This is a genomic window from Streptomyces sp. 17_S59 (assembly GCF_056930295.1).
Genome location: NZ_JBXOWD010000001.1, coordinates 1,078,315 through 1,102,191 on the forward strand (window position 1 = coordinate 1,078,315; position 23,877 = coordinate 1,102,191).

A 23,877-nucleotide genomic window follows, 5' to 3' on the forward strand; every position below is an offset into this window, starting at 1 on the left:
GACCGGGGCCTTACCGGCTGGTGAGGGCGCGGGCGACGACCTCGTCCAGGAGCCGGGCCGTGGTGGCGACGTCCTGCCGGGAGTTGTCGATGATCGGCAGGCCCGAGCCGTACCAGCCCGCCATCCGGCCGTGGATCCGGGCGACCTCCTCGTCGCCGAGCCGGCGGTTGCCGGTGCGCTCGGCGTTCCGCTCCAGGACGACCTCCAGCCCCGGCAGCAGCACCACCGGCAGCAGACCGGGGCCGACGTGCCGCTTCCAGCCGCCGAGACCGACGACCGGGCGGTCCGGGAAGACGGCGTCGTCGATGATGCAGGAGATGCCGTTGGCGAGGAAGTTGCGGGCCGCGAAGCCGCAGGTCCGGCGGGCGAGCCGGTACTGCGCCTCGGAGTTGTCGTTCCAGCCGGACTGCGGGTCGGCGAAGCCGGACCGCACCCACTCGCGGACGTCGTCGAGGCTGATGTGGGCCGTGGGCACGCGGCGGGTGTCCGCCCAGTACCGGGCGACCGTGGTCTTGCCGGCCCCGGCCGGGCCGATGAGCAGCACCGCGACGGCGGCGACCCGGGCATCGGCGACGGCCTGCGCGGCGCCCGCGAGCGGGAAGTGCCCAGTGACCGCCTCGGCCCCGGGCGGGGGCGGCGCGGCCGGCATCGGGGGGTGGGATGGTGGCAGCGGCGGTCCCACAGGGTGCTGCATCCGGTGGCACTCCGTCTCGTACGGGCAACTATCTGGGGGGACTGGGGCAATTCCAGCCCGTCCGGCGTTTGAGGACCGGGGGTCCGGGGGCGGAGCCCCCGGTTACGGGAAGGGGCGGGGTGGGGGAAAAGAAACCCCCGGCCACCACCGTGGGAACGGTCGCGTCAGCCCGCGAGTTCCTCCGCCAGCGCCCGCAGCGCCAACCGGTACGAGCCGATACCGAAGCCCGCCACCGTCCCGCTGGCGACCGCCGCGATCACCGAGGTGTGGCGGAACTCCTCGCGGGCGTACGGATTCGAGATGTGCACCTCGATGAGCGGGGCGGTCCGCTGCGCCGCCGCATCGCGCATGGCGTACGAGTAGTGCGTGAACGCACCGGGGTTGATGACGACCGGCACCCGCCCGTCGGCGGCCTCGTGCAGCCAGCGCACCAGCTCGCCCTCGTCGTTGGTCTCGCGGACCTCGACGGCCATGCCGAGTTCCGCGCCCAGCTCGGTGCACGCCTCGACCAGCCCCCGGTAGGAGGTCGAGCCGTAGACGTCGGGCTCGCGCGAGCCGAGCCGGCCGAGGTTCGGCCCGTTCAGCACGAACACCCTGCGCGCGCTCACACCGCTCACGCCACTCCCGCCACTCCCGCCGCTCACGCCGCGATCTCCGCGTGCGCGGCGAGCAGCATCGCCGGGTCGGGCCCCTCCAGGACCGTCGGCCTGGCAAGGCCGTCGAGGACGATGAAGCGCAGCCGGTCGCCCCGGGACTTCTTGTCGACCTTCATGGTCTCCAGCAGCCTGGGCCACTGGTCGCCCCGGTAGGTGATGGGCAGGCCCACGGACTGGAGGATCGCCCGGTGCCGGTCGGCGGTGGCGTCGTCCAGCCGGCCGGCGATCCGGCCGAGTTCGGCGGCGAAGACCATGCCGACGGAGACGGCGGCACCGTGCCGCCAGTTGTAGCGCTCGTTCTTCTCGATGGCGTGGGCGAGGGTGTGCCCGTAGTTGAGGATCTCGCGCAGGCCCGACTCCTTGAGGTCGGTGGAGACCACCTCGGCCTTGACCCGGATGGCGCGCTCGATCAGCTCGGCGGTGTGCGGGCCGGCCGGGGTGCGGGCGGCCTCGGGGTCGGCCTCGACGAGGTCCAGGATCGCCGGGTCGGCGATGAAACCGGCCTTGATGATCTCGGCGAGCCCGCTGACGTAGTCGTGGACCGGCAGCGACTCCAGCGCGGCCAGGTCGCAGAGCACGCCCGCCGGCGGGTGGAAGGCGCCGACGAGGTTCTTGCCCTCGGCGGTGTTGATGCCGGTCTTGCCGCCGACCGCCGCGTCCACCATGCCCAGGACGGTGGTGGGGACCGCGATCCAGCGCACCCCGCGCAGCCAGGTGGCGGCCACGAAGCCCGCCAGGTCGGTGGTGGCACCGCCGCCGACGCCGACGATGACGTCGGTGCGGGTGAACTTGGTCTGGCCCAGCGCCTTCCAGCAGTAGGCGGCGACCTCGACCGTCTTGGACTCCTCCGCGTTGGGGAGCTGGATGGCGATGGCCTCGTAGCCCTGCTCGGCGAGGTCCTGGCGGAGCACCTCCCCGGTCTCGGCGAGCGCCTCGGGGTGCAGCACGGCCACGCGCTTGGCCTCGGTGCCGATGAGGCCGGGCAGCTCGCCCAGCAGCCGGTGGCCGACCAGGACCTCGTACGGAGCGGTGCCCGCGCTTCCGGCGACCTGGATGCGGGTGGGGGCGTCGGTCATGCGTTCCTCACTGCGTGATGTCTGGGGTACGGTCCCGGGGCAGCTCCAGCGCCTCCAGCACGGCGTCGGCGACCTGCTCCGGGGTGCGGCCTCCGGTGGCGACGACGGCGCGGGCGACCTCGGTATAGAGCGGACGGCGCTGTTCCATCAGCTCGCGCCACCGCTTGCGGGGGTTGACGGCGAGCAGCGGGCGCGGGGCGTCCAGCCCCACGCGGTGCACGGCATCGGCCAGTTCGACGTCGAGGAAGACCACGGGCAGGCCCTTCAGCAGGGCCCGTGTCCCCGGGTCCATGACCGCGCCGCCGCCGAGGGCGAGCACCCCGGGGTGCTCGGCCACGGCGGCGCGGACGGCCTGCCGCTCCAGCTCGCGGAAGTGCGGCTCGCCCTCGTCGACGAAGATCTCCGGGATGGGCTTTCCGGCCGTCCGCTCGATGTCGGCGTCGGTGTCCCGGTAGCCGGTGCCCAGCCGCTCGGCGAGCAGGGCGCCGATGGTGGACTTGCCCGCGCCGGGCGGGCCCACCAGGACGACTGCGGGCCGGCCGGGGGTGGTCACTTGATGGCCAGGTTGTCGAGGTAGGCCCGCACGTTGCGGCGGGTCTCGGTGACGCTGTCGCCGCCGAACTTCTCGACGACCGCGTCGGCGAGGACCAGGGCCACCATCGCCTCGGCCACGATGCCGGCGGCCGGCACGGCGCAGACGTCGGAGCGCTGGTGGTGGGCCTGGGCGGCCTCGCCGGTGGCCACGTCGACCGTGGCCAGGGCGCGCGGGACGGTGGCGATGGGCTTCATCGCGGCGCGCACCCGCAGCAGCTCACCAGTGGTCAGGCCGCCCTCGGTGCCGCCGGAGCGGCCGGAGGTGCGGCGGATGCCGTCCTCGGTGGCCACGATCTCGTCGTGCGCCTTGGAGCCGGGCACGCGGGCCAGCCCGAAGCCGTCGCCGACCTCGACGCCCTTGATGGCCTGAATGCCCATCAGCGCGGCGGCCAGGCGGGCGTCGAGCCGCCGGTCCCAGTGGACGTGCGAGCCGAGACCCACCGGCACCCCGTAGGCGAGGACCTCGACGACGCCGCCGAGGGTGTCGCCGTCCTTGTGGGCCTGGTCGATCTCGGCGACCATCGCCTTGCTCGCGTCGGCGTCAAGGCAGCGCACCGGGTCGGCGTCGAGCTTCTCGACGTCGGAGGGCTTGGGGTACACGCCGTACGGGGCCTTGGCGGCGGCCAGCTCGACGACGTGCGAGACGATCTCGATGCCGGCCGTCTCCTTGAGGAAGGAGCGGGCGACGGCGCCGAGGGCGACGCGGGCGGCGGTCTCCCGGGCGGAGGCGCGCTCCAGGATCGGCCGGGCCTCGTCGAAACCGTACTTCTGCATGCCCGCGAGGTCCGCGTGGCCGGGACGGGGCCGGGTCAGCGGGGCGTTGCGGGCCAGCTCGGCCAGCTCGGCGGGGTCCACGGGGTCGGCCGCCATGACCTGCTCCCACTTGGGCCACTCGGTGTTGCCCACCATGACCGCGACCGGGGAGCCCAGGGTCAGGCCGTGCCGCACGCCGCCGAGGAAGGTGACCTCGTCGCGCTCGAACTTCATGCGCGCGCCGCGTCCATAGCCGAGCCGCCGCCGGGCCAGGTGGTCCGCCACCATGTCGGTGGTGATCGGCACGCCGGCGGGAAGTCCCTCCAGCGTCGCCACCAGTGCCGGTCCATGCGACTCTCCGGCCGTCAGCCAGCGCAACCTGCTCAACGGGACTCCTCTGCTCGCGCGCTGAAAATCATGCGGCGGCGTGGCCCGGTGGCACCTCCCAGCGGTGGCTGGGCGAGCGCGGCCCCGGCCCGCCACCTCCGATCCTCCCACGTCCCGGGCCGTCCACAGGCCGCCGGTCCAGGTAATGGACCGGTCATGCCGCCCTGCGGACAGCGGTCAGCGCGTCCGCGCCGCCAGCGCCGCCTCTCCCGCAGCACGCATCGCGGCCAGCGGCGCGGGGGCCCGGCCGGTCATCTGCTCGACCTGGAGCACGGCCTGGTGCACCAGCAGGTCCAGCCCGCCCAGGACCGTGCCGCCGGCTGCGGACCACGCTGCGGCCAGCGGGGTCGGCCAGGGCTCGTACAGGACGTCGAAGAGCGTGCCGGGCCGCTCGGGGACCGCGGCCGCCAGGGCGTCGGTGGCCCCGGCCGGGGTGGTGGCGATCACCAGCGGCGCGGTGAAGGCCTCGGCGGCCCGGGACCAGTCCGCGGTGCGCACGGCCACGCCGAGCCGCTCGCCCCAGTGGCGCATCTCGGCCGCGCGCTCGGCGCTGCGGACGTAGGCGGTGACCTCTCCGGTGCAGATCCGGGCGAGGGCGGCGAGGGCCGCGGAGGCGGTGGCCCCGGCGCCGAGCACGGCCGCCGAGTCGGTCTTGTCCACGCCGCGCTCGCGCAGCGCGGCCGCGATGCCGGGGATGTCGGTGTTGTCGCCGAGGCGGCGGCCGTCCTCGGTCAGGACGACGGTGTTGACGGCCTCGACGGACTCGGCGGTCGCGCTGATCTCGTCCAGCAGCGGGATGACCGCCCGCTTGAGCGGCATCGTGAGGGAGAGCCCGGCCCAGGTGTCGTCGAGCCCCTCGACGAAGGCGGGCAGGCTGGCCTCGTCGACCTCGAAGCGGTCGTAGGTCCACTCCTCCAGGCCCAGCTCCGCATAGGCGGCGCGGTGCAGGACCGGGGAGAGCGAGTGGGCGATCGGCGAGCCGAGTACGGCGGCACGGCGGGGTCGGTTCAGCCGGTTCATGAGGAGGTGCCCTTCTTGTGCTCCTGCTCGTACCGCTGCCGGTTCTTGTTGTGCTCTTCGTTGGTCACGGCGAACAGCGTCTCGTTGTCGTTGACGGAGACGAAGTAGTACCAGGGGCCGGGCGCGGGCTCCAGTGCGGACTTGAGCGCGTCCATGCCCGGGTTGCTGATCGGGCCGGGCGGCAGGCCCTTGATGCTGTAGGTGTTGTACGGGTCCTTGAACTTGCGCAGGTCGCTGACGGCACCGGTGTCGAGGGTGCTCTGGCTCCTGGCGTAGTTGACCGTGGAGTCGAAGTCCAGCAGCCCGTAGGTCTCCTTGTTGTCCGGCTTGAGCCGGTTGTAGATGACCCGGGAGATCTTGTCGAAGTCGTGCTTGTACTTGCCCTCGACCTGGACGAGGCTCGCGACGGTGACGACCTGGAGCGGGGACTTCAGGCCCAGCTGCTGGGCCTTGCCCGCCAGGTCCTGCTGGTCGTAGTTCTGCTTGGCGCGGGCGACCATCTGGCGCAGGATCTCCTCGGGCTTGGTGCCCTTGCCCGCGCTGTACTGCGACGGGAAGAGGAAGCCCTCCAGCGGGTCCTTGACGTTGGGGTCGCTGCCGGCCCAGTCGGGCAGCCCGAGGTTCTTCGCCTGGCTCTTGGCAGCCTCCTTGGTGGCGCCCGCCTTGAGCCCGAGCTTCTTGTCGATCTCGGCGTAGACCTCGGCGGCCCGGATGCCCTCGCGGATGGTGAGGAAGTTCCCGGAGTCGGTCATCATCGAGACGGCGGCCGCACCGGACATCTCCTTGCGGAGGGTGTAGGTGCCCGGCTGGATGGACTTCTTGGCCGCGGCCTCGGTGAAGGCGCGGACGCTCTTCACCACGCCGGCGTCCTGCAGGGCCTGGCCCATCTGGGTCAGGGAGGAACCCTTCGGGATCTCGACCTGCACCTGGCCGCTGCCCTCGCCGTCGTAGTCGGGCGCGGGGCCGAAATTGGTCTCCCAGTAGTCGTAGGCGAAGTACCCGCCGCCGCCCACGACGCCGACGAGCACGAAGGCGACCAGCAGGCAGGCGGTGCCGCTGCGGCGCTTGTTCTTCTTGTTCTTCTTGTTCTTCTTGTTCTTCTTGCCCTTGCCGCGGCGCTCGCGGCCCCGGCCGCCCCGCTCCTCGGGCGGGTCGACGCTGTCGGCCTCCGGCTCGGTGCCCACCGGCTCGTCGAAGAGGGAGATCCTGTTGTCGTGGCCGGGATCCGGTTCCGCGTGCCACTCCTCGTGCACGGGTGCCTGGGGTGCCGCGACCTGCTCGTGCTGCCCGTGCCGCTGCTCGCCGACGTAGGGGGCCTGCTGCTGTTCCTGCGGGTAGCCGCCGGGCGCGCCGTACTGCTCGGCCGGGTAACCGCCGGTCTGCGGAATGGCGTGCTGCCCTGTGTGGTGCTGCGCCGCCTGGTGCTGTCCCGTGTGCTGCTCGGTGTACGGGTCGCCGGGGTTCTGGACGTAGGGACCCCCCGCGCCCTGCGAGGGGTCCCAGCCGTACTGCTGTTCGGGATGCTGTGCGCCGTACTGGGGCTGCGACTGAGGCTGGGCGTACTGCTGCCCGGCATACCCCTGGTCCCCGTAGAGAGGGTCCTCGGGATGCCACGGTTGGGAGCCGGAACCCCGGCCGTACTCAGTCATCTATCCCCTAGAGCCGCAACAGCGGCAGCCGTCGGGCGCCCCGTGGAGCGCACTGGTCCGATGTCTGGTCCTGCCCGGAAGACATTCGAACAGCTGCCATGTCGCGCGGAACGTTACCGTACTGCGATCAGATGACCACTTCGACGGCCTCGCCCGGCGGGCGGCCCGAGACCTTCTCGATCTCCAGGGCGTTCTGGAGGATGACCACGGCGGCTGCCTGGTCGACCACGGAACGCCCCTTCTTCGAGCTGACGCCGGAGGCGCGCAGGCCCTGTGCGGCGGTGACGGTCGTCATGCGCTCGTCGACCAGCCGGACCGGCACCGGCGCGATGCGCCGGGCCATCTCCTTGGCGAAGGTCCGCACCTTGGCCGCGGCCTGCCCCTCTCCCCCCTTGAGGGAGCGGGGCAGGCCGACGACGACCTCGACGGGCTCGTACTCCGCGACGATCGCCGCGAGCCGCTTGTGGGCCTGCGGGATGTCGCGCCCGGGGACGGTCTCGACCGGGGTGGCGAGGATCCCGTCGGGGTCGCAGGTGGCGACCCCGATCCGGGCGTCCCCGACGTCCACGGCAATGCGCCTGCCTCGTCGCACGGTCAGGCCGCTTCCGCCACGAGGCGCTCGACGGCGGCGATGGCCTCGTCGACGGCCTCGGGGTTCTGGCCGCCGCCCTGGGCGACGTCCGGCTTGCCGCCACCGCCGCCACCGAGCGTCTTGGCAGCCGTGCGAACCAGGTCACCGGCCTTGAGACCGCGCTCGCGGGCGGCCTCGTTGGTGGCGATGACGGTCAGCGGGCGGCCGCCCGCCACGGTGAACAGGGCGACGACGGCCGGGCGGCCGCCGTTGATGCGGCCCCGGACGTCCAGGACGAGCTTGCGCAGGTCGTCGGCGCCGGTGCCGTCCGGCACCCGGCCGACGGCCAGGGCGATGCCGTGGACGTCCTTGGCGCCCGCGGCCAGGCCGGCCGCGGCCTGGAGCACCTTCTCGGCGCGGAAGCGCTCGATCTCCTTCTCGGCCTCCTTGAGCTTGGCGAGCATCCCGGAGATCTTCTCCGGCAGCTCCTCCGGGCGGCCCTTGACCAGCTCGGTGAGCTGGGCGACGACCGTGTGCTCCTTGGCCAGGAAGTTGTAGGCGTCGGCGCCGACGAGGGCCTCGACGCGGCGCACTCCGGAGCCGATCGAGGACTCGCCGAGCAGCTTCACCAGGCCCAGCTGGGCGGTGTTGGCGACGTGGGTGCCGCCGCACAGCTCCTTGGAGAAGTCGCCGATGGTCACGACGCGCACGCGCTCGCCGTACTTCTCGCCGAACTCGGCGATGGCGCCGGCCTTCTTGGCCTCGTCCAGGCTCATGACCTCGGCGTGCACGTCGAGTTCCCGGGAGAGGACCTCGTTGATGCGCTGCTCGACGTCGGTGAGGACCGAGCCGGGCACGGCGGCCGGCGAGCCGAAGTCGAAGCGGAAGCGGCCCGGGGAGTTCTCCGAACCGGCCTGGGCGGCCGTCGGGCCGAGGGCGTCGCGCAGCGCCTGGTGGGTGAGGTGGGTGGCGCTGTGGGCGCGGGCGATGGCCCGGCGGCGCCGGACGTCGATCGCGGCGTAGGCGGAGGCGCCGACGGTGACCTCGCCGACCTGGACGACGCCCTTGTGGACGTGGACGCCCGGGACGGGCTTCTGGACGTCGCGGATCTCGATGACCGCGCCGTTGTCCAGCTTGATCCGGCCCTGGTCGGCGAGCTGACCGCCGCCCTCGGCGTAGAAGGGGGTGCGGTCCAGGACGACCTCGACCTCGTCGCCCTCGGAGGCGGCGGGCGAGGGCACGCCGTCGACGAGCAGGCCGACGATGGTCGACTCGCCCTCGGTGGTGGTGTAGCCGGTGAAGTCGGTCTCGCCGGAGGCGTCGGCGACCTCACGGTAGGAGGACAGGTCGGCGTGGCCGGTCTTCTTGGCCTTGGCGTCGGCCTTGGCGCGCTCCCGCTGCTCCTTCATCAGGCGGCGGAAGCCGTCCTCGTCCACGGAGAGGCCCTGCTCGGCGGCCATCTCGAGGGTGAGGTCGATCGGGAAGCCCCAGGTGTCGTGGAGCAGGAACGCCTTGTCGCCGGCGAGGACCTTGCCGCCCGCGGCCTTGGTGTCGGAGACGGCGGTGTCGAGGATGTTGGTGCCGGCCTTCAGGGTCTTGAGGAAGGCGGCCTCCTCGGCGAGCGCGACGGTCTCGATGCGCGCGCGGTCGGTCAGCAGCTCGGGGTACTGCTGGCCCATCGTGCGGATGACGACGTTGAGCAGCTCGGCGACGACCGGGCCGGTGGCGCCCAGCAGGCGCATGTTGCGGATGGCGCGGCGCATGATGCGGCGCAGGACGTAGCCGCGGCCCTCGTTGCCGGGGGTGACGCCGTCACCGATGAGCATGGTGGACGTGCGCATGTGGTCGGCGACCACGCGCAGGGAGACGTCCGTGTCCTTGGCAGCGCCGTACTGGACGCCGGTGAGCTCGGTGGCCTTGTCGATCACGACACGCAGGGTGTCGGTCTCGTACATGTTCTGCACGCCCTGGAGGATCATCGCCAGGCGCTCGAGGCCGAGGCCGGTGTCGATGTTCTGGCTGGGCAGGTCGCCGAGGATCGGGAAGTCCTCCTTGCCCTCGCCGGCACCACGCTCGTACTGCATGAAGACCAGGTTCCAGATCTCCACGTAGCGCTCGTCGTTGACGGCCGGGCCGCCCTCGACACCGAACTCCGGGCCCCGGTCGTAGTTGATCTCGGAGCACGGACCGCAGGGGCCCGGAACGCCCATGGACCAGTAGTTCTCCTTCTTGCCCAGGCGCTGGATGCGCTGGGCCGGCACGCCGATGACGTCGCGCCAGATGCGCTCGGCCTCGTCGTCGTCGAGGTAGACGGTGATCCAGAGCTTCTCGGGCTCCAGGCCGTAGCCGCCGTCCGCCACGGGAGTCGTCAGCAGCTCCCAGGCGTACTTGATGGCGCCTTCCTTGAAGTAATCGCCGAAGGAGAAGTTGCCGCACATCTGGAAGAACGTGCCGTGGCGGGTGGTCTTGCCGACCTCCTCGATGTCCGGGGTACGGACGCACTTCTGCACGCTGGTGGCGCGCGGGAAGGGCGGCTTGACCTCACCGAGGAAGTAGGGCTTGAAGGGCACCATGCCCGCCGGGACCAGCAGCAGGGTCGGGTCGTCCGCGATGAGCGACGCCGAGGGGACGACGGTGTGCCCGCGCTCCTCGAAGAAGCGCAGCCAGCGGCGGCGGATTTCAGCCGACTCCATCAGTGGTCCTCTTTCCGGGTGTACGAGTTGTAGGGGTGCTGCTGTTCGAGCGCGACCAGGCGGCGCTGCTCGGGAAGTGCGTGACGCTCGGGCGCGGGCGGCGCGGCGGTGAGGCCGAGCGCGTCCCTGAGCGCCGCCTCGCGGTCCGCCATGCCCTCGCGTACGTCCAGGGCGAAGAGCTTGGCCTTGCGGCCCGCGATGACCACCCGGTCCGCCGCCTGCAGCGCCAGGCTCTCCGGGGTGAGCTTGGCGAGCTTGCGGTTGACCTTGGTGGTGGCCCACACACCGGCGGCCACACCGGTGGTGAACCAGAACGTACGGCGGAACATTTCCGGGATCAGCCCTTCCCACGGGTCCGGCGGCTGCCGCGCCGGGCGGACGGCAGTTGGTCGCCGACGGCTCTGCCGACGAACACGGTGCGCTGCGGCGGCGCGTCCTCCGTCTTGCGGCCGATCGCCCGCCGCACGCCGTAGCCGAACGCGGCGACCTTGACCAGCGGCCCGCCGAAGGCGGACGAGACGGTCGAGGAGAGGGCGGAGGCGTTCGCCGTGACCTCCTGGACGTCGGCGGTGATCGAGTCGACGCGGGCGAGCTGGGTGTTCGCGGAGCGGACGGTCGCGGAGGCGTCGGCGAGCAGCGGCACGGCCTGTTCGGAGACCTCGGCGACCAGCTTGGTGGCCGCCCTCAGGGTCTGCGCGAGGCGCACGAGCACCAGGGCGATGAAGGACACGAGGATCGCCCAGAAGACGGCCACGAGGATCCCGGCCACCTCTCCACCGGACACGCTGCACCGCTCCCTGCTGAATCGTCGCTGTTCATCGGCGTGGACATCGTGTCCACCGAAATAAACGTCGGGTACCGACCTTATCGCGCCGGGCCTCCGCAGCCGTACCGCATTACCGGTCCGTACGGGCACGGATGTGCGTGTGCGAACGCGCCCGGGGGCCCCGCGGCGGGCCCGGAAACGCGCGAGCCCGCCGCTCGCCGGCCACGAGGGCCGGAGAAACGACGGGCTGGGCGAAAGGAGAGCCCTGCGTCCGACTCAGCGGGCGTAGTACTCGACGACGAGCTGCTCGTCGCAGATGACCGGGATCTCCTTGCGGTTCGGGTCACGGTCCAGGCGGAAGGCCAGCGCCGGCAGGTTGACCTGCAGGTAGCGCGGGGTCTCGCCCTCGGCGGCGAAGCCACCGGCACGGGCCGTCTCGAAGAGGGTCTTGCTGCGGCTGCGCTCGCGGACCATCACGACGTCGTTCGGACGGACACGGAAGGACGGCTTGTCGACCTTCTTGCCGTTGACCTCCATGTGGCCGTGGACGACCATCTGGCGGGCCTGGTAGATGGTGCGGGCGATGCCCGAACGCAGGACCAGGGCGTCGAGGCGGCGCTCGAGCTCGACGACCAGCGCCTCGCCCGTCTTGCCCTCGGCCTTCTTGGCGCGGTCGTAGGCGCGCGCCATCTGGCGCTCGCTGATGTCGTACTGGGCGCGCAGACGCTGCTTCTCGAGCAGACGGACCTTGTAGTCCGAGGTCTGCTTGCGGCCACGGCCGTGCTCGCCCGGCGGGTAGGGGCGGGCCTCGAAGTACTTGACGGCCTTCGGCGTCAGCGCAATGCCGAGCGCACGGGACTTCTTGACCTTGGGACGCGACTGGTTAGGCACGTTCTCCAGACCTCCGTTGATAAGTTAGGTTAGGCTTACCTTACTCAAGGAGATCGCATGTCTCGTCCGGGGAACACCAGTCACATCACGGACAGCACGAAAGAATCCCAAAAGGGATCCGACGCTCTAGAGGGCGTCGACGTGACGGAGGTCCGATCAGATCGTGGTCAGCCGCGTCCCAGCGGACTAGAAATCGCACGGATGCCGTCAGCAGCCGAGCGCACACGAACTCTCGTACAGAGTACATGCTCCGCGGTGCTGCTGATTCCCGGGCTGGGCGGCACCTACCCGGACCAGCTGATGCCGGACGTGCGCAGCGTGGGCCCGGACGGCGAGATCTTCCTGGTGCTGCCCGTCGACTCCCCCGCCGTACGGGCCGCCACGCACGCCCAGGACGACGAGCTGTCGGCCGTGCTGGAGCTGACCGACGTGGCGCCGGTCTCCGTGCCCAACCGCATCCGGGGACGGGCCTGGCTGTCCGGCTGGCTGACGTGCGCGCCGGGGGTGGCCGAGGCCGGGCGGATGCTGCTGCGGCTGGAGCTGGGCGAGGGGAGCGTGGACGACCTCTGGGGCGCGGAGACGATCGAGCCGGAGGAGTTCGCCCGCGCCTGCGCCGACCCGCTGGTGACGCACGAGGCCGAGCTGCTGCAGCATCTGCACTCCGGCCACGGCGACCAGGTGCGGAGCCTGTGCGCCCTGCTGGGCGGCCGTGAGAACACCGGCCCCGAGGCCTACGAGCGGGTGGTGCCGGTCGCTCTGGACCGCTTCGGACTGCGGGTCCGCTTCACCCGCCGCGACGGGGCCGGAACCCCCGCGGACCGCTCCTTCGACGCCCGCTTCGAGTTCCCGGACCCGGTCCGGGACATGGCATCGCTCCGCGCCGAGATGCACCGCCTCTTCGAGGCGGCGATGGAGTAGGGCGCAGCAACGGCGCCGCCGGTTTGTGGGCAGTCGTTCCGCAGGGCGGAACGGGTGGGCACAAACCGGCCCACCGGGCAGCACCGACCGCTCAGTCCTCAGCCCGCAGCCGCGCCCGCACCCGCTCCACCACATCCGCATACCGCGCCTCCGCCCCATACCGCGTCGGCTCGTAATACCGCTTCCCCCGCACCGCATCCGGCGCATACTGCTGCGCCGCAATGCCGCCCGGTACGTCGTGCGGATAGACGTACCCCTGCGCGTGCCCGAGCTTCTCGGCGCCCTTGTAGTGCCCGTCCCGCAGATGCGGCGGCACGGGCCCGGCCAGCCCCGCCCGCACGTCCGCCAGCGCCGCGTCGATCGCCAGGTACGCGGCGTTGGACTTCGGCGCCAGCGCCAGCGCCACGGCCACCTGCCCCAGCACGATCCGCGCCTCGGGAAAGCCGATCAGCGCCACCGCCTGCGCCCCCGCCACCGCCGTCTGGAGGGCGGTGGGATCGGCCATCCCGATGTCCTCGCTCGCCGAGATCATCAGCCGCCGGGCGATGAACCGCGGATCCTCCCCGGCCTCGATCATCCGCGCCAGGTAGTGCAGCGTGGCGTCCACGTCCGAGCCGCGGATCGACTTGATCAGCGCGCTCGCGACGTCGTAGTGCTGATCACCGTCGCGGTCGTATGTGACCGCCGCCCGGTCGACGGCGTCCTCGAGCGTCTCCAGGGTGATCTCGTCCTCGCCCTTGGCGATGGCCGAGCCCGCCCCCGCCTCCAGGGCCGTGAGGGCACGGCGGGCGTCCCCGCCCGCGATGCGCAGCAGGTGCGCCTCGGCGTCCTCGGGGAGGCGCACCGCGCCGCCCAGCCCCCGCTCGTCGCCGAGGGCGCGGCGGATCAGGCCGCGGAGGTCGTCGTCGGTCAGCGCCTGGAGCGTCAGCAGCAGCGAGCGCGAGAGCAGCGGGGAGATGACCGAGAAGTAGGGATTCTCCGTGGTGGCCGCGATCAGCGTCACCCAGCGGTTCTCGACGGCCGGCAGCAGGGAGTCCTGCTGGGCCTTGCTGAAGCGGTGGATCTCGTCCAGGAAGAGGACGGTCTCCCTGCCGTATCCGCCGGAGGCCCGGCGGGCGCCGTCGATGACGGCCCGCACCTCCTTGACGCCCGCGGTGATCGCGGACAGCTCCACGAAGCGCTTGTTGGTGGCCTGGCTGACCACATAGGCGAGGGTCGTCTTGCCGATGCCGGGCGGCCCCCAGAGGATCACCGAGGACGGCCCCGCCGGGCCGCCGCTCCCCTCCCCCACCAGCCGGCGCAGCGGGCTGCCGGGCTTCAGCAGGTGCTGCTGCCCCACGACCTCGTCGAGCGAGCGGGGGCGCATGCGTACGGCAAGGGGACTGCTCGCCGGGTCCTTCTCCCGGCGGTCCTCTTCGGCTGCGGTGAACAGATCGGGCTCCACCTTCGAAACCCTAAGCCACGCCACTGACAACGCCGCCGGACCCATAAGGTCCGGCGGCGTCGATCAAGCCAGTCGCGAAAGGCGGTTCAAGGGCGGTTCAGGCGGTGCAGCCCGGTTCGCGTGATCGGACGATCACGCCGTGCCACCGCTCCAGAACCACCACCACTTGGTGAGGATCAGCATCCCAATGACGCCGATCCAGAGCACGGGCACCACCCAGTGGAACTCCAGGAGCCCCCGCTTGAGCCCCTCCGGCGCCGGGATGAAGCCGTGGCGGAGGTTCTGCACGGTGACGTACCAGAACATCACGATGGTGGCGACCCAGGCCAGGCAGCACCACAGGCACAGCGACCCGATGACGTACAGCGACTGGTACTGGAGCCAGGTGACGAAGCCGACGCCGAAGAGGCAGCCGGCCTCCATGCCCAGCCAGTACCAGCGGCGGTAGCGGGCGCCCGCGAGCAGCCCCATCCCGACCGCGATGATCACGGCGTAGCAGGCCAGGCCCAGCATCGGGTTGGGGAAGCCGAATGCCTCGGCCTGCTCGCTCTTCATGATGTTGCCGCAGGACACGATCGGGTTGAGGCTGCAGCCCGGCACGAAGTTCGGGTCCTTGAGCAGCTCGAACTTGTCCAGGGTGATGACCCAGGACGCCAGCAGACCCGCGGCACCCGTGATCACCAGCAGCAGCGCGAACGCGCGGCTGCCGCCCACGGCGCCGCGGGCGGGACCGTCCCGCTCCACGCCGTCGAGGTCGGAACGGTCGAGTGCCGAAGTGGTCATAGCGCCGTCGATCCCATCAGTAGGCCGTAGTCGCCCATTGTGCACCAAGGGCCCGACAGTCAGCCTTGGGCCGAAAGGACTTCACTCACAACGGTGTCGAGCGCCACGGCCTTCTGCTCGCCGCTCTCCAGGTCCTTGAGCTGCACCACGCCCTCGGCCAGGTCCCGCTCGCCGGCGACGAGCGCGAAGCGCGCGCCGGAGCGGTTGGCCGACTTCATGGCGTTCTTCAGGCCCTTGCCGCCGAACGCGAAGTCCGTCGCGACGCCGGCCCGGCGCAGCTCGGTCACCGCGCCGAAGAGCACCCGGCGGGCCTCCTCGCCCAGCGGCACGGCGAAGACCTGGGTGGGCGCGGGCAGTTCCAGCTCGATCCCCTCGGCCTTGAGCGCCAGCACCGTGCGGTCGATGCCGAGCGCCCAGCCCACGGACGGCAGCGCGGGCCCGCCGATCATCTCGGACAGGCCGTCGTAGCGGCCGCCGCCGCCCACCGCGGACTGCGAGCCGAGGCCGTCGTGGACGAACTCGAACGTGGTGCGGGTGTAGTAGTCCAGGCCGCGCACCAGCTTCTCGTCGTCCTGGTAGGCGACACCGGCCGCGGTCAGCAGCTCGCGCACCTGCTCGTGGTACTCCTTGCACGCCTCGCACAGGTGGTCGCGGAGCAGCGGGGCACCGACGAGCTGCTTCTGCACGGCCTCGCGCTTGTCGTCGAGCACGCGCAGCGGGTTGATCTCGACACGGCGGCGGGTGTCCTCGTCCAGCTCGAGCCCGCGCAGGAACTCCTGCAGGGCGGCCCGGTAGGCGGGGCGGCACTCCTTGTCGCCGAGCGAGTTCAGCAGCAGGCGGAAGTTCTTCAGGCCCAGCGACTTGTAGGCGTCGACGGCCAGGATGATCAGCTCGGCGTCCAGCGCCGGGTCCTCGGCGCCGATCGCCTCGGCACCGACCTGCGAGAAGTGGCGGTAGCGGCCGGCCTGCGGGCGCTCGTAGCGGTAGTACGAACCCGAGTACCAGAGCTTGACCGGGAGGTTGCCCGCCTTGTGGAGGTTGGCCTCCAGCGCGGCGCGCAGCACGGAGGCGGTGCCCTCGGGGCGCAGGGCGAGCTGGTCGCCACCGCGCGTGGTGAGGGTGTACATCTCCTTGGTCACGATGTCGGTGGACTCGCCGACGCCCCGGGAGAACAGCTCGACCTGCTCGAAGCCGGGCGTCTCGACGTAGCCGTACCCGGCCCGCTTGAGGGGGGCGGAGATGGCCTCGCGCACGGCCAGGAAGACCGCGGAGTCGGGCGGGATCAGGTCGTAGGTGCCCTTGGGGGCCTTGAAGGTGCTCACGAAAACTCTCGTCACATTCCTCGTCGCGGAGCCGGGGATCCGGCTCCGATGCCGGCGGCCACCTGCCGTAGGTACGGGTTGGTGGCGCGCTCCTGGCCGATGGTCGTCTGGGGGCCGTGGCCGGACAGCACCACGGTCGAGTCCTCCAGGGGCAGGCATACGCGTGCCAGTGACTGGAGCATCTCGGCGTGGTCACCGCCGGGCAGGTCGGTGCGTCCGACGGAGCCGGCGAACAGCAGGTCGCCCGAGAAGAACACCGACGGGATCTCGGTGGTCTCGGGCATCCTGAAGGTCACCGACCCCTTGGTATGGCCGGGCGCGTGCGCGACGGTGAACTCCAGCCCGGCCAGCTCCAGCCGGCTGCCGTCGGACAGCTCCTTGACGTCGTCCGGCTCCCCCACGGTCAGCTCGCCCATGAGCGGCTGCCCGATGGAGCGGCCCAGGGCCTTCTCCGGGTCGCTCATCATGTAGCGGTCCGCGGGGTGGATCCAGGCCGGTACGTCATGCGCGCCGCACACCGGGACGACCGAGGCGACGTGGTCGATGTGGCCGTGGGTGAGGACGACGGCGACGGGCTTGAGCCGATGCTTCTTCAGTGCTTCCTCGACGCCCTGGGCCGCCTGGTGGCCCGGGTCGATGATCACGCACTCCTCGCCGGCGGCCGGGGCGACCAGATAGCAATTGGTCCCCCAGGCCCCGGCGGGGAACCCGGCAATGAGCACGTTCGTCCTTAATGATCGGCGGGGTATTCGGCAGGCGGTGCCGGCAGGCGGTGCTTCGGCGGGAGCCCCGGCGGGGACGCCCGGCCGTCTCAGAGCCTACCGGCGGCACTCCCACCGCCGCGAACCCGTATACGGTACGGACACACTCGCAACACAGGCCTTCTGGACACCAGGCGACACGGCACCCATACGACACGGCATGAGGAAGAGGACCGGTGGTCAGTAACGAGCAGCGGCGGCGGCAGCTCGCCCGGGAGAAGTTCGAGCGGCAGCAGCAGCGCCGCGAGGCTGCGCAGCGCAAGGCCCGCCGCCGCAATGCGGTGATCGCCGCCGGTCTCGCCGTGGTGCTGGCCGCCGGTGCGACCGCGTTCGCCACCGGTGCCTTCTCGGGCGACGGGAAGAAGGACAAGGCCGATGCGGCCGCGCCGACCCCCAAGCCGGACCCGTGCGCCAAGCCCGCTCCGGGCACGCCCTCCGCCAAGACGTGGAAGTCGGAGCCGGAGATGACGATCGACAAGTCGGCGTCGTACGCGATGAATCTGAAGACGACCTGCGGTGTGATCGACGTCAAGCTCGATGCGGCGAATGCCCCGCACACGGTGAACTCGTTCGACTTCCTGGCGAAGGAAGGGTTCCTCGACCATTCCAAGTGCCACCGGCTCACCACCGCGGGCATCTACGTCCTGCAGTGCGGTGACCCGAAGGGCACCGGTATGGGCAACCCCGGCTACACGATCGAGGACGAGAACCTCAAGGACCCGAAGCTCAAGGGGGACGTCTACCCGGCGGGCACGATCGCGATGGCCAACACCGGCCAGCAGCACTCCGGGGGCAGCCAGTTCTTCCTCGTCTACCAGGACAGCCAGCTGTCGGCGCAGTACACGCCGTTCGGCACCATCGGCGAAGAGGGCATGAAGACGCTGAAGAAGATCGCCGACGCGGGCGAGCAGTCGGGGGCCGGCGACGGCGCACCGAACGCGACCGTGGTGATCGACCAGGCGACGGTGACCAAAAGCTGACGCCCGGACGGCGAAATTTCGGTCGCGCGGGATACGGACAGCCGGGCCACCGTTCGCCTATGTTGGCGTTGTGTAGGGTGCCTGATCCGGCGGCCGTACGCACCCGAATGATCAAGCCGTCGGACCGGCCAGGGCGCGGCTCTGCCCGGAACAACTGTGGACGATGCGCGCGGGCCGGGACCGGCCCCGGCATCATGTGGAGGAGGCGCTGTGAGCAGCGACCCGTGGGGCCGCGTCGATGAGACGGGGACCGTGTACGTGCGTACCGCCGACGGCGAGCAGGTCGTCGGATCGTGGCAGGCGGGGTCTCCGGAGGAGGCCCTGGCTTACTTCGAGCGCAAGTACGAGGGCCTGGTCGTCGAGATCGGCCTCCTCGAGCGGCGTGTGAGGACCACCGACCTCTCGGCCAAGGACGCTACGGCCGCCATCGAGCACATCCGCACCCAGGTCGACGAGCACCATGTGGTGGGCGACCTGGACGCGCTGCGCGAGCGGCTCGACAAGCTCTCGGCCTCGGTGGAGACGCGCCGCGAGGAGCGCAAGGCGGTGAAGGCCAAGCAGGCCGAGGAGGCCCGTACGGCCAAGGAGGCGCTGGTCGCCGAGGCCGAGGAGCTGGCGGCGAGCGAGCAGTGGCGGTCGGCCGGCGAGCGGCTGCGCGCCCTGGTCGACACCTGGAAGGGCCTGCCCCGGCTGGACCGCAAGACGGACGACGAGCTGTGGCACCGCTTCTCGCACGCCCGCTCGGCGTTCTCCAAGCGCCGCAAGGCGCACTTCGCCTCGCTGGACGCCCAGCGTGAGGACGCCCGCAAGGTCAAGGAGAAGCTGGTCGCCGAGGCCGAGGCGCTCTCCGGGTCCACGGACTGGGGGCCGACGGCAGCCCGTTACCGCGATCTGATGACCGAGTGGAAGTCCGCCGGACGTGCGCAGCGCGAGGCCGAGGACGACCTGTGGGCCCGCTTCCGGGGTGCCCAGGACGTCTTCTTCCAGGCGCGCGGCAAGGTGTTCGCCGAGCGCGACGCCGAGCAGCAGGGCAACCTCACGCTCAAGGAAGAGCTGGTCGCCGAGGCCGAGAAGCTGCTCCCGGTCACCGATCTGAAGGCGGCCCGGGCGGCCTTCCGTTCGATCAACGAGCGCTGGGAGGCCATCGGCCATGTGCCGCGCGACGCCCGGCCGAAGATCGAGGGTCGCATGCACACGGTCGAGCGCGCCATCCAGGAGGCCGAGGAGGCCGAGTGGCGGCGTACGAACCCGGAGGCGCGGGCCCGTGCGGCCGGTCTGACGGGGCAGCTGCAGTCGGCCGTCGACAAGCTCCAGGAGCAGGTCGACAAGGCGCGCGCGGCGGGCAACGACGCGAAGGCCGACAAGCTCGCCAAGGAGCTGGAGGGCCGCAAGGCGCTGCTGGACCAGGCTCTGAAGGGTCTCGAAGAGTTCGGCGGCTGATCCGAGGCCGCCGAGCAGGGCATTGAGTAAGGGGCTCCGGCTATTGCCGGAGCCCCTTACTCATGTCTGCTTGCCGATGCCCGCCTACGGGCGGCGGGCCGACGTCACGCGGTAGACGTCGTACACGCCCTCGACGCCGCGCACCGCCTTCAGGACGTGCCCCAGGTGCTTGGGGTCGCCCATCTCGAAGGTGAAGCGCGAGGTGGCCACCCGGTCGCGGGAGGTCTGCACGGCGGCGGAGAGGATGTTGACGTGCTGGTCGGACAGTACGCGGGTGACGTCCGACAGCAGCCGGGACCGGTCCAGCGCCTCGACCTGGATGGCGACGAGGAAGACGGACGACTGGGTGGGCGCCCACTCGACGTCGATGATGCGCTCGGGCTGCTGGGAGAGCGAGTCGACGTTGACGCAGTCGGCGCGGTGCACCGAGATGCCGTTGCCGCGGGTGACGAAGCCGATGATCGGGTCGCCGGGGACGGGAGTGCAGCAGCGGGCCAGCTTGACCCAGACGTCGTCCACGCCCTTGACGACCACGCCCGGGTCGGCGCTCGCGCGCCGCTTGGAGCGGCCGCGGATGGGAGCGGTCTCCTCGATGTCCTCCGTGGCCGCGTCCTCGCCGCCGAGGGCCTGGACGAGCTTCTGCACGACGCCCTGCGCGGCGACGTGGCCCTCGCCGATGGCGGCGTAGAGGGAGGAGATGTCGGGGTAGCGCATCTCGTGCGCGAGGGTGACCAGCGAGTCGCCGGTCAGGATGCGCTGGATCGGCAGGTTCTGCTTGCGCATGGCCCGCGCGATGGCGTCCTTGCCCTGCTCGATGGCCTCGTCGCGGCGCTCCTTGGAGAACCAGGCGCGGATCTTGTTGCGGGCGCGCGGGGACTTGACGAAGCCCAGCCAGTCGCGGGAGGGACCGGCGCCGGGCGCCTTGGAGGTGAAGACCTCGACCAGGTCGCCGTTGTCGAGGGTCGACTCCAGGGGCACGAGGCGGCCGTTGACCCGGGCGCCTATCGTGCGGTGGCCGACCTCGGTGTGGACGGCGTAGGCGAAGTCGACGGGCGTGGCCCCTGCGGGCAGCGCTATGACGTCGCCCTTGGGCGTGAAGACGAAGACCTCGTTGCGGGAGAGGTCGAAGCGCAGGGACTCCAGGAACTCGCCCGGGTCCTCGGTCTCCTTCTGCCAGTCCAGCAGCTGCCGGAGCCAGGCCATGTCGTTGACGGTGTCCTGGTTCTTGCCGGCGTTCTTCGGCACGTCCGTGCGGATCTTGGAGGCTCCGGCGACCGCCTCCTGCTTGTACTTCCAGTGCGCGGCGATGCCGTACTCGGCGCGGCGGTGCATGTCGAACGTGCGGATCTGGAGTTCGACGGGCTTGCCGCTGGGCCCTATGACCGTCGTGTGCAGCGACTGGTACATGTTGAACTTGGGCATCGCGATGTAGTCCTTGAACCGCCCCGGCACCGGGTTCCAGCGGGCGTGGACGGTGCCGAGCGCCGCATAGCAGTCGCGGACGGTGTCGACGAGGACGCGGATGCCCACCAGGTCGTAGATCTCGGCGAAGTCGCGGCCCCGCACGATCATCTTCTGGTAGACGCTGTAGTAGTGCTTCGGGCGGCCGGTGACGGTCGCCTTGATGCGGGCGGCGCGCAGGTCGGCCTGGACCTCGTCGGTGACGATGGCCAGATACTCGTCGCGCTTGGGGGCCCGCTCGGCGACGAGGCGCACGATCTCGTCGTACATCTTGGGGTAGAGGATCGCGAAGGCGAGGTCCTCCAGCTCCCACTTGATGGTGTTCATGCCCAGCCGGTGGGCCAGCGGGGCGTAGATCTCGAGGGTCTCGCGGGCCTTCTTCTCCTGCTTCTCCCGCTTGAGGTAGCGCATGGTGCGCATGTTGTGCAGGCGGTCGGCGAGCTTGATGACCAGGACGCGCGGGTCCTTGGCCATGGCGACGACCATCTTGCGGACGGTCTCGGCCTGTGCGGCCTCGCCGAACTGCACCCGGTCCAGCTTGGTGACGCCGTCGACGAGCAGGGCGACCTGGTCGCCGAAGTCACGGCGCAGGTCGTCCAGGCCGTACTCGGTGTCCTCGACGGTGTCGTGCAGCAGGCCGGCCATCAGCGTGGCCGGGTCCATGCCCAGCTCGGCGAGGATCGTGGTCACCGCGAGCGGGTGGGTGATGTACGGGTCGCCGCTCTTGCGCTTCTGGCCCCGGTGCCAGCGCTCGGCGACCTGGTAGGCGCGCTCGATCTGGCGCAGGGTCCCGGTGTCCGCCTTGGGGTCGTTGCCGCGCACGATGCGCAGCAGCGGCTCGAGCACCGGGTTGTACGGGCTGGAGCGCTGTACGCCCAGACGGGCGAGGCGGGCGCGGACCCGGCTGGAGGAGGCGGGGCGGGATGCGGGGCCCTGCGGGGGCGCCGGGCGGGCCGGTGCGGAGGCGGCGGGCTGGGCCTGCGGGGCGGCCTTGTGGTGCGCGGGCTCCGCGGTCCTCGGCTCGCCGCGGCCCCGGGCTGCGGGCTCGGCCGTGCTCCCCGGGCGGCCCGTGGGCGTGCCCGCGACCGCCGCGGCCCCGGGAGAAGGCTTGTCCTGCTGTTGAGCGGCGGTGAGCGGCTGGACCTCGTCTGGCAAGAGCACTCCTCATGCGTACCGGCCCCCCGTTCAGGTCCGGACTGCCATGGTATCGATCCCGGCCGTCCGGCCGCCGCTCGCCCGGCGGCAACAGGAACAACAGCGGCGGGCACCGGGGACTTCCCCGGTGCCCGCCGTGCGGTCCGTTCTGCGGCGCCGTGGCGCGGCTCAGACGGTGATCAGCGCCTCCAGCGGCGCCCCGGCGAGGGCGGGCTCCAGGCGCCGGCGGCCGGGCAGGAAGCCCAGCTCCATGAGCACCGCCACGCCCGCCACCTCGGCTCCGGCGCGGCGGATCAGCTTGAGCGAGGCCTCCGCGGTGCCGCCGGTGGCCAGCACGTCGTCGATGACGAGCACGCGGTCGCCGGCGCCGACCGCGTCGGCGTGTATCTCGATCTCGGCGGTGCCGTACTCCAGCTCGTACGACTGGGCCAGGGTGGCACCGGGGAGCTTGCCCGCCTTGCGCACGGGCACGAAGCCGAGCCCGGCGCGGACGGCCACGGGGGCGCCCAGGATGAAGCCGCGGGCCTCCAGGCCCACGACCTTGGTGGCTTCGTAGCGCTCGCAGATGCCCGCGAAGGCGTCCGTGAGCGCGCCGAAGGCCTCGGCGTCGGCGAGCAGCGGGGTGATGTCCTTGAACATCACGCCCGGCTTCGGGTAGTCGGGTACGTCGTGGATCCGGCTGAGCAGCAGCTCCTGCAGGTCCTGGTCGGCGCCGGAGGCGCGGGTGGCGCTCATCGGCGCCGCCCCTGGGGACGGCCGCGGCCACCGCGGTTGCGGCTCGCGGAACGGCCGCGCTGGCCGACGACCCCGGCGGGGGCCTCGTCCTCCGGCTCGTCGTCGTCCGGCCCGTCGGCGCCCTCCTGGGGCTCGGCGCCGGTGGACTCGGCCTTGGCCGCGTCGGCGGCGCGCCGCGCGCGCACCCGCTTGGTCAGGGCCTTCATCTGCGGCTCGCGCTCCTTGAGGTCGGCGACCAGCGGAGTGGCGATGAAGATCGACGAGTAGGCGCCGGCCGCGAGGCCGACGAACAGGGCGAGGGAGATGTCGTTCAGCATGCCCGCGCCGAGGAAGCCGCCGCCGATGAACAGCAGGCCGGCGACCGGCAGCAGCGCCACCACCGTGGTGTTGATGGAGCGCACCAGGGTGCCGTTGAGGCTGCGGTTGGCGATCTCGCTGTAGGTGAAGCGGGTCTGCTTGGTGATGTCCTTCGCGCTCTCCTTGAGACCGTCGAAGACGACGACGGTGTCGTAGAGGGAGTAGCCGAGGATCGTCAGCAGACCGATCACGGTGCCCGGGGTGACCTCGAAGCCGACGAGCGCGTAGATGCCGACGGTGATCGTGAGGTCGTGGATCAGGGCGATGAGCGCGGCGAGGGCCATCCGCCACTCGAAGGCGATCGCCAGGTAGACGACCACCAGGATCATGAAGACCCCGAGGCCGGTCCATGCCTTGTTGGCGATCTGGTCACCCCAGCTGGGGCCGACGATGTCGGTGTTGACCTTGTCCAGCGGGACGTCGAGCTTCTTGGCCAGCGCCTCCTGCGTCGTCCGGGACTTGTCCGTGGTCAGCTCGCTGACCTGGATGCGCAGCGTGCGGTCGCCGAGCTTCTGGACGATGGCGGTGTGGCCGGAGGCCTCCTCGGCCGTCCGCTTGGCCGTCTCGGCCGAGACCGAGGTCTTGGGGGTGGTGAAGACCGCGCCGCCGGAGAACTCGATGCCCATGTTCAGGCCGCGCACCGCCAGGCCGACGATGGCCGTGATGGTGATGAGGATCGAGATGCCGTACCAGATCTTCCGCTTGCCGACGAAGTCGTAGCCGACCTCGCCGCGGTAGAGCCGGGCGCCGATGGTGCCGAGTCGCGACATC

Annotated in this window: 22 protein-coding genes; 3 read left to right on the top strand and 19 right to left on the bottom strand. The window is 71.4% G+C overall.

Features of this window, described 5'->3' with window-relative positions:
- Window positions 1-10: 10 nt before the first annotated feature.
- The 12 genes from AC1Z4A_RS04480 to rpsD all read right to left on the bottom strand — a co-directional run bounded on the left by AC1Z4A_RS04480 (window position 11) and on the right by rpsD (window position 11,750).
- Window positions 11-694 (bottom strand): AAA family ATPase, encoded by a 684-nt coding sequence (locus tag AC1Z4A_RS04480; protein WP_483676512.1) that lies wholly within the window; start codon window positions 692-694, stop codon window positions 11-13.
- A 164-nt stretch (window positions 695-858) separates the two neighbouring features.
- A complete protein-coding gene (aroQ, locus tag AC1Z4A_RS04485) occupies window positions 859-1,311 on the bottom strand; it encodes a type II 3-dehydroquinate dehydratase (RefSeq protein ID WP_483676513.1) in 453 nt (150 codons plus the stop codon).
- 23 nt (window positions 1,312-1,334) lie between these two features.
- A complete protein-coding gene (aroB, locus tag AC1Z4A_RS04490; protein ID WP_483676514.1) occupies window positions 1,335-2,426 on the bottom strand; it encodes a 3-dehydroquinate synthase in 1,092 nt (363 codons plus the stop codon).
- 7 nt (window positions 2,427-2,433) lie between these two features.
- Window positions 2,434-2,979: a shikimate kinase gene (locus AC1Z4A_RS04495; RefSeq protein WP_483676515.1), complete on the bottom strand. Its 546-nt coding sequence runs from the start codon at window positions 2,977-2,979 to the stop codon at window positions 2,434-2,436.
- A complete protein-coding gene (aroC, locus tag AC1Z4A_RS04500) occupies window positions 2,976-4,160 on the bottom strand; it encodes a chorismate synthase (protein ID WP_483676516.1) in 1,185 nt (394 codons plus the stop codon). The genes AC1Z4A_RS04495 and aroC overlap by 4 nt, the downstream gene beginning before the upstream one ends.
- Before the next feature lie 177 nt (window positions 4,161-4,337).
- Window positions 4,338-5,180, bottom strand: coding sequence for a shikimate dehydrogenase (locus AC1Z4A_RS04505; protein ID WP_483676517.1), 843 nt, complete (start codon window positions 5,178-5,180; stop codon window positions 4,338-4,340).
- Window positions 5,177-6,829, bottom strand: a complete 1,653-nt coding sequence (gene mltG, locus AC1Z4A_RS04510; protein WP_483676518.1) for an endolytic transglycosylase MltG — start codon at window positions 6,827-6,829, stop codon at window positions 5,177-5,179. The genes AC1Z4A_RS04505 and mltG overlap by 4 nt, the downstream gene beginning before the upstream one ends.
- A 127-nt stretch (window positions 6,830-6,956) precedes the next feature.
- Window positions 6,957-7,421, bottom strand: coding sequence for a Holliday junction resolvase RuvX (gene ruvX / locus AC1Z4A_RS04515; RefSeq protein ID WP_483676519.1), 465 nt, complete (start codon window positions 7,419-7,421; stop codon window positions 6,957-6,959).
- A gap of 2 nt (window positions 7,422-7,423) precedes the next feature.
- Window positions 7,424-10,093: an alanine--tRNA ligase gene (gene alaS / locus AC1Z4A_RS04520; RefSeq protein ID WP_483676520.1), complete on the bottom strand. Its 2,670-nt coding sequence runs from the start codon at window positions 10,091-10,093 to the stop codon at window positions 7,424-7,426.
- Window positions 10,093-10,422 carry a DUF6167 family protein gene (locus AC1Z4A_RS04525; protein ID WP_483676521.1) on the bottom strand — a complete coding sequence of 110 codons (330 nt, stop codon included), beginning with the start codon at window positions 10,420-10,422 and terminating at the stop codon, window positions 10,093-10,095. The genes alaS and AC1Z4A_RS04525 overlap by 1 nt, the downstream gene beginning before the upstream one ends.
- Window positions 10,423-10,430: 8 nt before the next feature.
- Entirely contained in the window at window positions 10,431-10,877 is a 447-nt protein-coding gene (locus AC1Z4A_RS04530) for a DUF948 domain-containing protein (RefSeq protein ID WP_483676522.1), read from the bottom strand.
- Window positions 10,878-11,135: 258 nt separating this feature from the next.
- Window positions 11,136-11,750, bottom strand: a complete 615-nt coding sequence (rpsD, locus tag AC1Z4A_RS04535; protein WP_483676523.1) for a 30S ribosomal protein S4 — start codon at window positions 11,748-11,750, stop codon at window positions 11,136-11,138.
- Between the two features lie 201 nt (window positions 11,751-11,951).
- Between rpsD and AC1Z4A_RS04540 the strand changes: the two genes are divergently transcribed.
- Window positions 11,952-12,668: a DUF2470 domain-containing protein gene (locus tag AC1Z4A_RS04540; protein ID WP_483676524.1), complete on the top strand. Its 717-nt coding sequence runs from the start codon at window positions 11,952-11,954 to the stop codon at window positions 12,666-12,668.
- A 91-nt stretch (window positions 12,669-12,759) separates the two neighbouring features.
- Here AC1Z4A_RS04540 and AC1Z4A_RS04545 read toward each other — a convergent pair whose 3' ends face one another.
- The 4 genes from AC1Z4A_RS04545 to AC1Z4A_RS04560 form a co-directional block, all read right to left on the bottom strand.
- Window positions 12,760-14,112: a replication-associated recombination protein A gene (locus AC1Z4A_RS04545; RefSeq protein WP_483676525.1), complete on the bottom strand. Its 1,353-nt coding sequence runs from the start codon at window positions 14,110-14,112 to the stop codon at window positions 12,760-12,762.
- Window positions 14,113-14,244: 132 nt separating this feature from the next.
- Window positions 14,245-14,895, bottom strand: a complete 651-nt coding sequence (locus AC1Z4A_RS04550; protein WP_483676526.1) for a vitamin K epoxide reductase family protein — start codon at window positions 14,893-14,895, stop codon at window positions 14,245-14,247.
- Window positions 14,896-14,954: 59 nt separating this feature from the next.
- Window positions 14,955-16,217 carry a histidine--tRNA ligase gene (gene hisS, locus AC1Z4A_RS04555; RefSeq protein WP_483676527.1) on the bottom strand — a complete coding sequence of 421 codons (1,263 nt, stop codon included), beginning with the start codon at window positions 16,215-16,217 and terminating at the stop codon, window positions 14,955-14,957.
- An 11-nt stretch (window positions 16,218-16,228) separates the two neighbouring features.
- Window positions 16,229-16,939 (bottom strand): MBL fold metallo-hydrolase, encoded by a 711-nt coding sequence (locus AC1Z4A_RS04560; RefSeq protein WP_483676528.1) that lies wholly within the window; start codon window positions 16,937-16,939, stop codon window positions 16,229-16,231.
- Between the two features lie 215 nt (window positions 16,940-17,154).
- Between AC1Z4A_RS04560 and AC1Z4A_RS04565 the strand changes: the two genes are divergently transcribed.
- Both AC1Z4A_RS04565 and AC1Z4A_RS04570 read left to right on the top strand, forming a co-directional pair.
- The gene (locus AC1Z4A_RS04565; protein WP_483676529.1) at window positions 17,155-17,958 is read left to right on the top strand and encodes a peptidylprolyl isomerase; all 804 of its coding nucleotides are present in this window, start codon (window positions 17,155-17,157) and stop codon (window positions 17,956-17,958) included.
- 210 nt (window positions 17,959-18,168) lie between these two features.
- The gene (locus AC1Z4A_RS04570; protein ID WP_483676530.1) at window positions 18,169-19,398 is read left to right on the top strand and encodes a DUF349 domain-containing protein; all 1,230 of its coding nucleotides are present in this window, start codon (window positions 18,169-18,171) and stop codon (window positions 19,396-19,398) included.
- An 84-nt stretch (window positions 19,399-19,482) separates the two neighbouring features.
- Here the strand turns inward: AC1Z4A_RS04570 and AC1Z4A_RS04575 are convergent, their stop codons facing one another.
- From AC1Z4A_RS04575 to secF, 3 genes are all read right to left on the bottom strand, one after another.
- Window positions 19,483-22,014, bottom strand: a complete 2,532-nt coding sequence (locus tag AC1Z4A_RS04575) for a RelA/SpoT family protein (RefSeq protein WP_483676531.1) — start codon at window positions 22,012-22,014, stop codon at window positions 19,483-19,485.
- Window positions 22,015-22,182: 168 nt separating this feature from the next.
- Window positions 22,183-22,749: an adenine phosphoribosyltransferase gene (locus tag AC1Z4A_RS04580; protein WP_483676532.1), complete on the bottom strand. Its 567-nt coding sequence runs from the start codon at window positions 22,747-22,749 to the stop codon at window positions 22,183-22,185.
- Window positions 22,746-23,876 carry a protein translocase subunit SecF gene (secF, locus tag AC1Z4A_RS04585; protein ID WP_483676533.1) on the bottom strand — a complete coding sequence of 377 codons (1,131 nt, stop codon included), beginning with the start codon at window positions 23,874-23,876 and terminating at the stop codon, window positions 22,746-22,748. The genes AC1Z4A_RS04580 and secF overlap by 4 nt, the downstream gene beginning before the upstream one ends.
- Window position 23,877 lies beyond the last annotated feature (1 nt).

What these genes read in the sequence shown, in the direction of transcription:
- mltG (WP_483676518.1), bottom strand. Translation starts at nt 6,829, where the DNA reads ATGACTGAGTACGGCCGGGGTTCCGGCTCCCAACCGTGGCATCCCGAG.
- AC1Z4A_RS04480 (WP_483676512.1), bottom strand. Translation starts at nt 694, where the DNA reads ATGCAGCACCCTGTGGGACCGCCGCTGCCACCATCCCACCCCCCGATG.
- AC1Z4A_RS04540 (WP_483676524.1), top strand. Translation starts at nt 11,952, where the DNA reads ATGCCGTCAGCAGCCGAGCGCACACGAACTCTCGTACAGAGTACATGC.
- AC1Z4A_RS04525 (WP_483676521.1), bottom strand. Translation starts at nt 10,422, where the DNA reads ATGTTCCGCCGTACGTTCTGGTTCACCACCGGTGTGGCCGCCGGTGTG.
- secF (WP_483676533.1), bottom strand. Translation starts at nt 23,876, where the DNA reads ATGTCGCGACTCGGCACCATCGGCGCCCGGCTCTACCGCGGCGAGGTC.
- AC1Z4A_RS04505 (WP_483676517.1), bottom strand. Translation starts at nt 5,180, where the DNA reads ATGAACCGGCTGAACCGACCCCGCCGTGCCGCCGTACTCGGCTCGCCG.
- aroB (WP_483676514.1), bottom strand. Translation starts at nt 2,426, where the DNA reads ATGACCGACGCCCCCACCCGCATCCAGGTCGCCGGAAGCGCGGGCACC.
- alaS (WP_483676520.1), bottom strand. Translation starts at nt 10,093, where the DNA reads ATGGAGTCGGCTGAAATCCGCCGCCGCTGGCTGCGCTTCTTCGAGGAG.
- AC1Z4A_RS04580 (WP_483676532.1), bottom strand. Translation starts at nt 22,749, where the DNA reads ATGAGCGCCACCCGCGCCTCCGGCGCCGACCAGGACCTGCAGGAGCTG.
- AC1Z4A_RS04550 (WP_483676526.1), bottom strand. Translation starts at nt 14,895, where the DNA reads ATGACCACTTCGGCACTCGACCGTTCCGACCTCGACGGCGTGGAGCGG.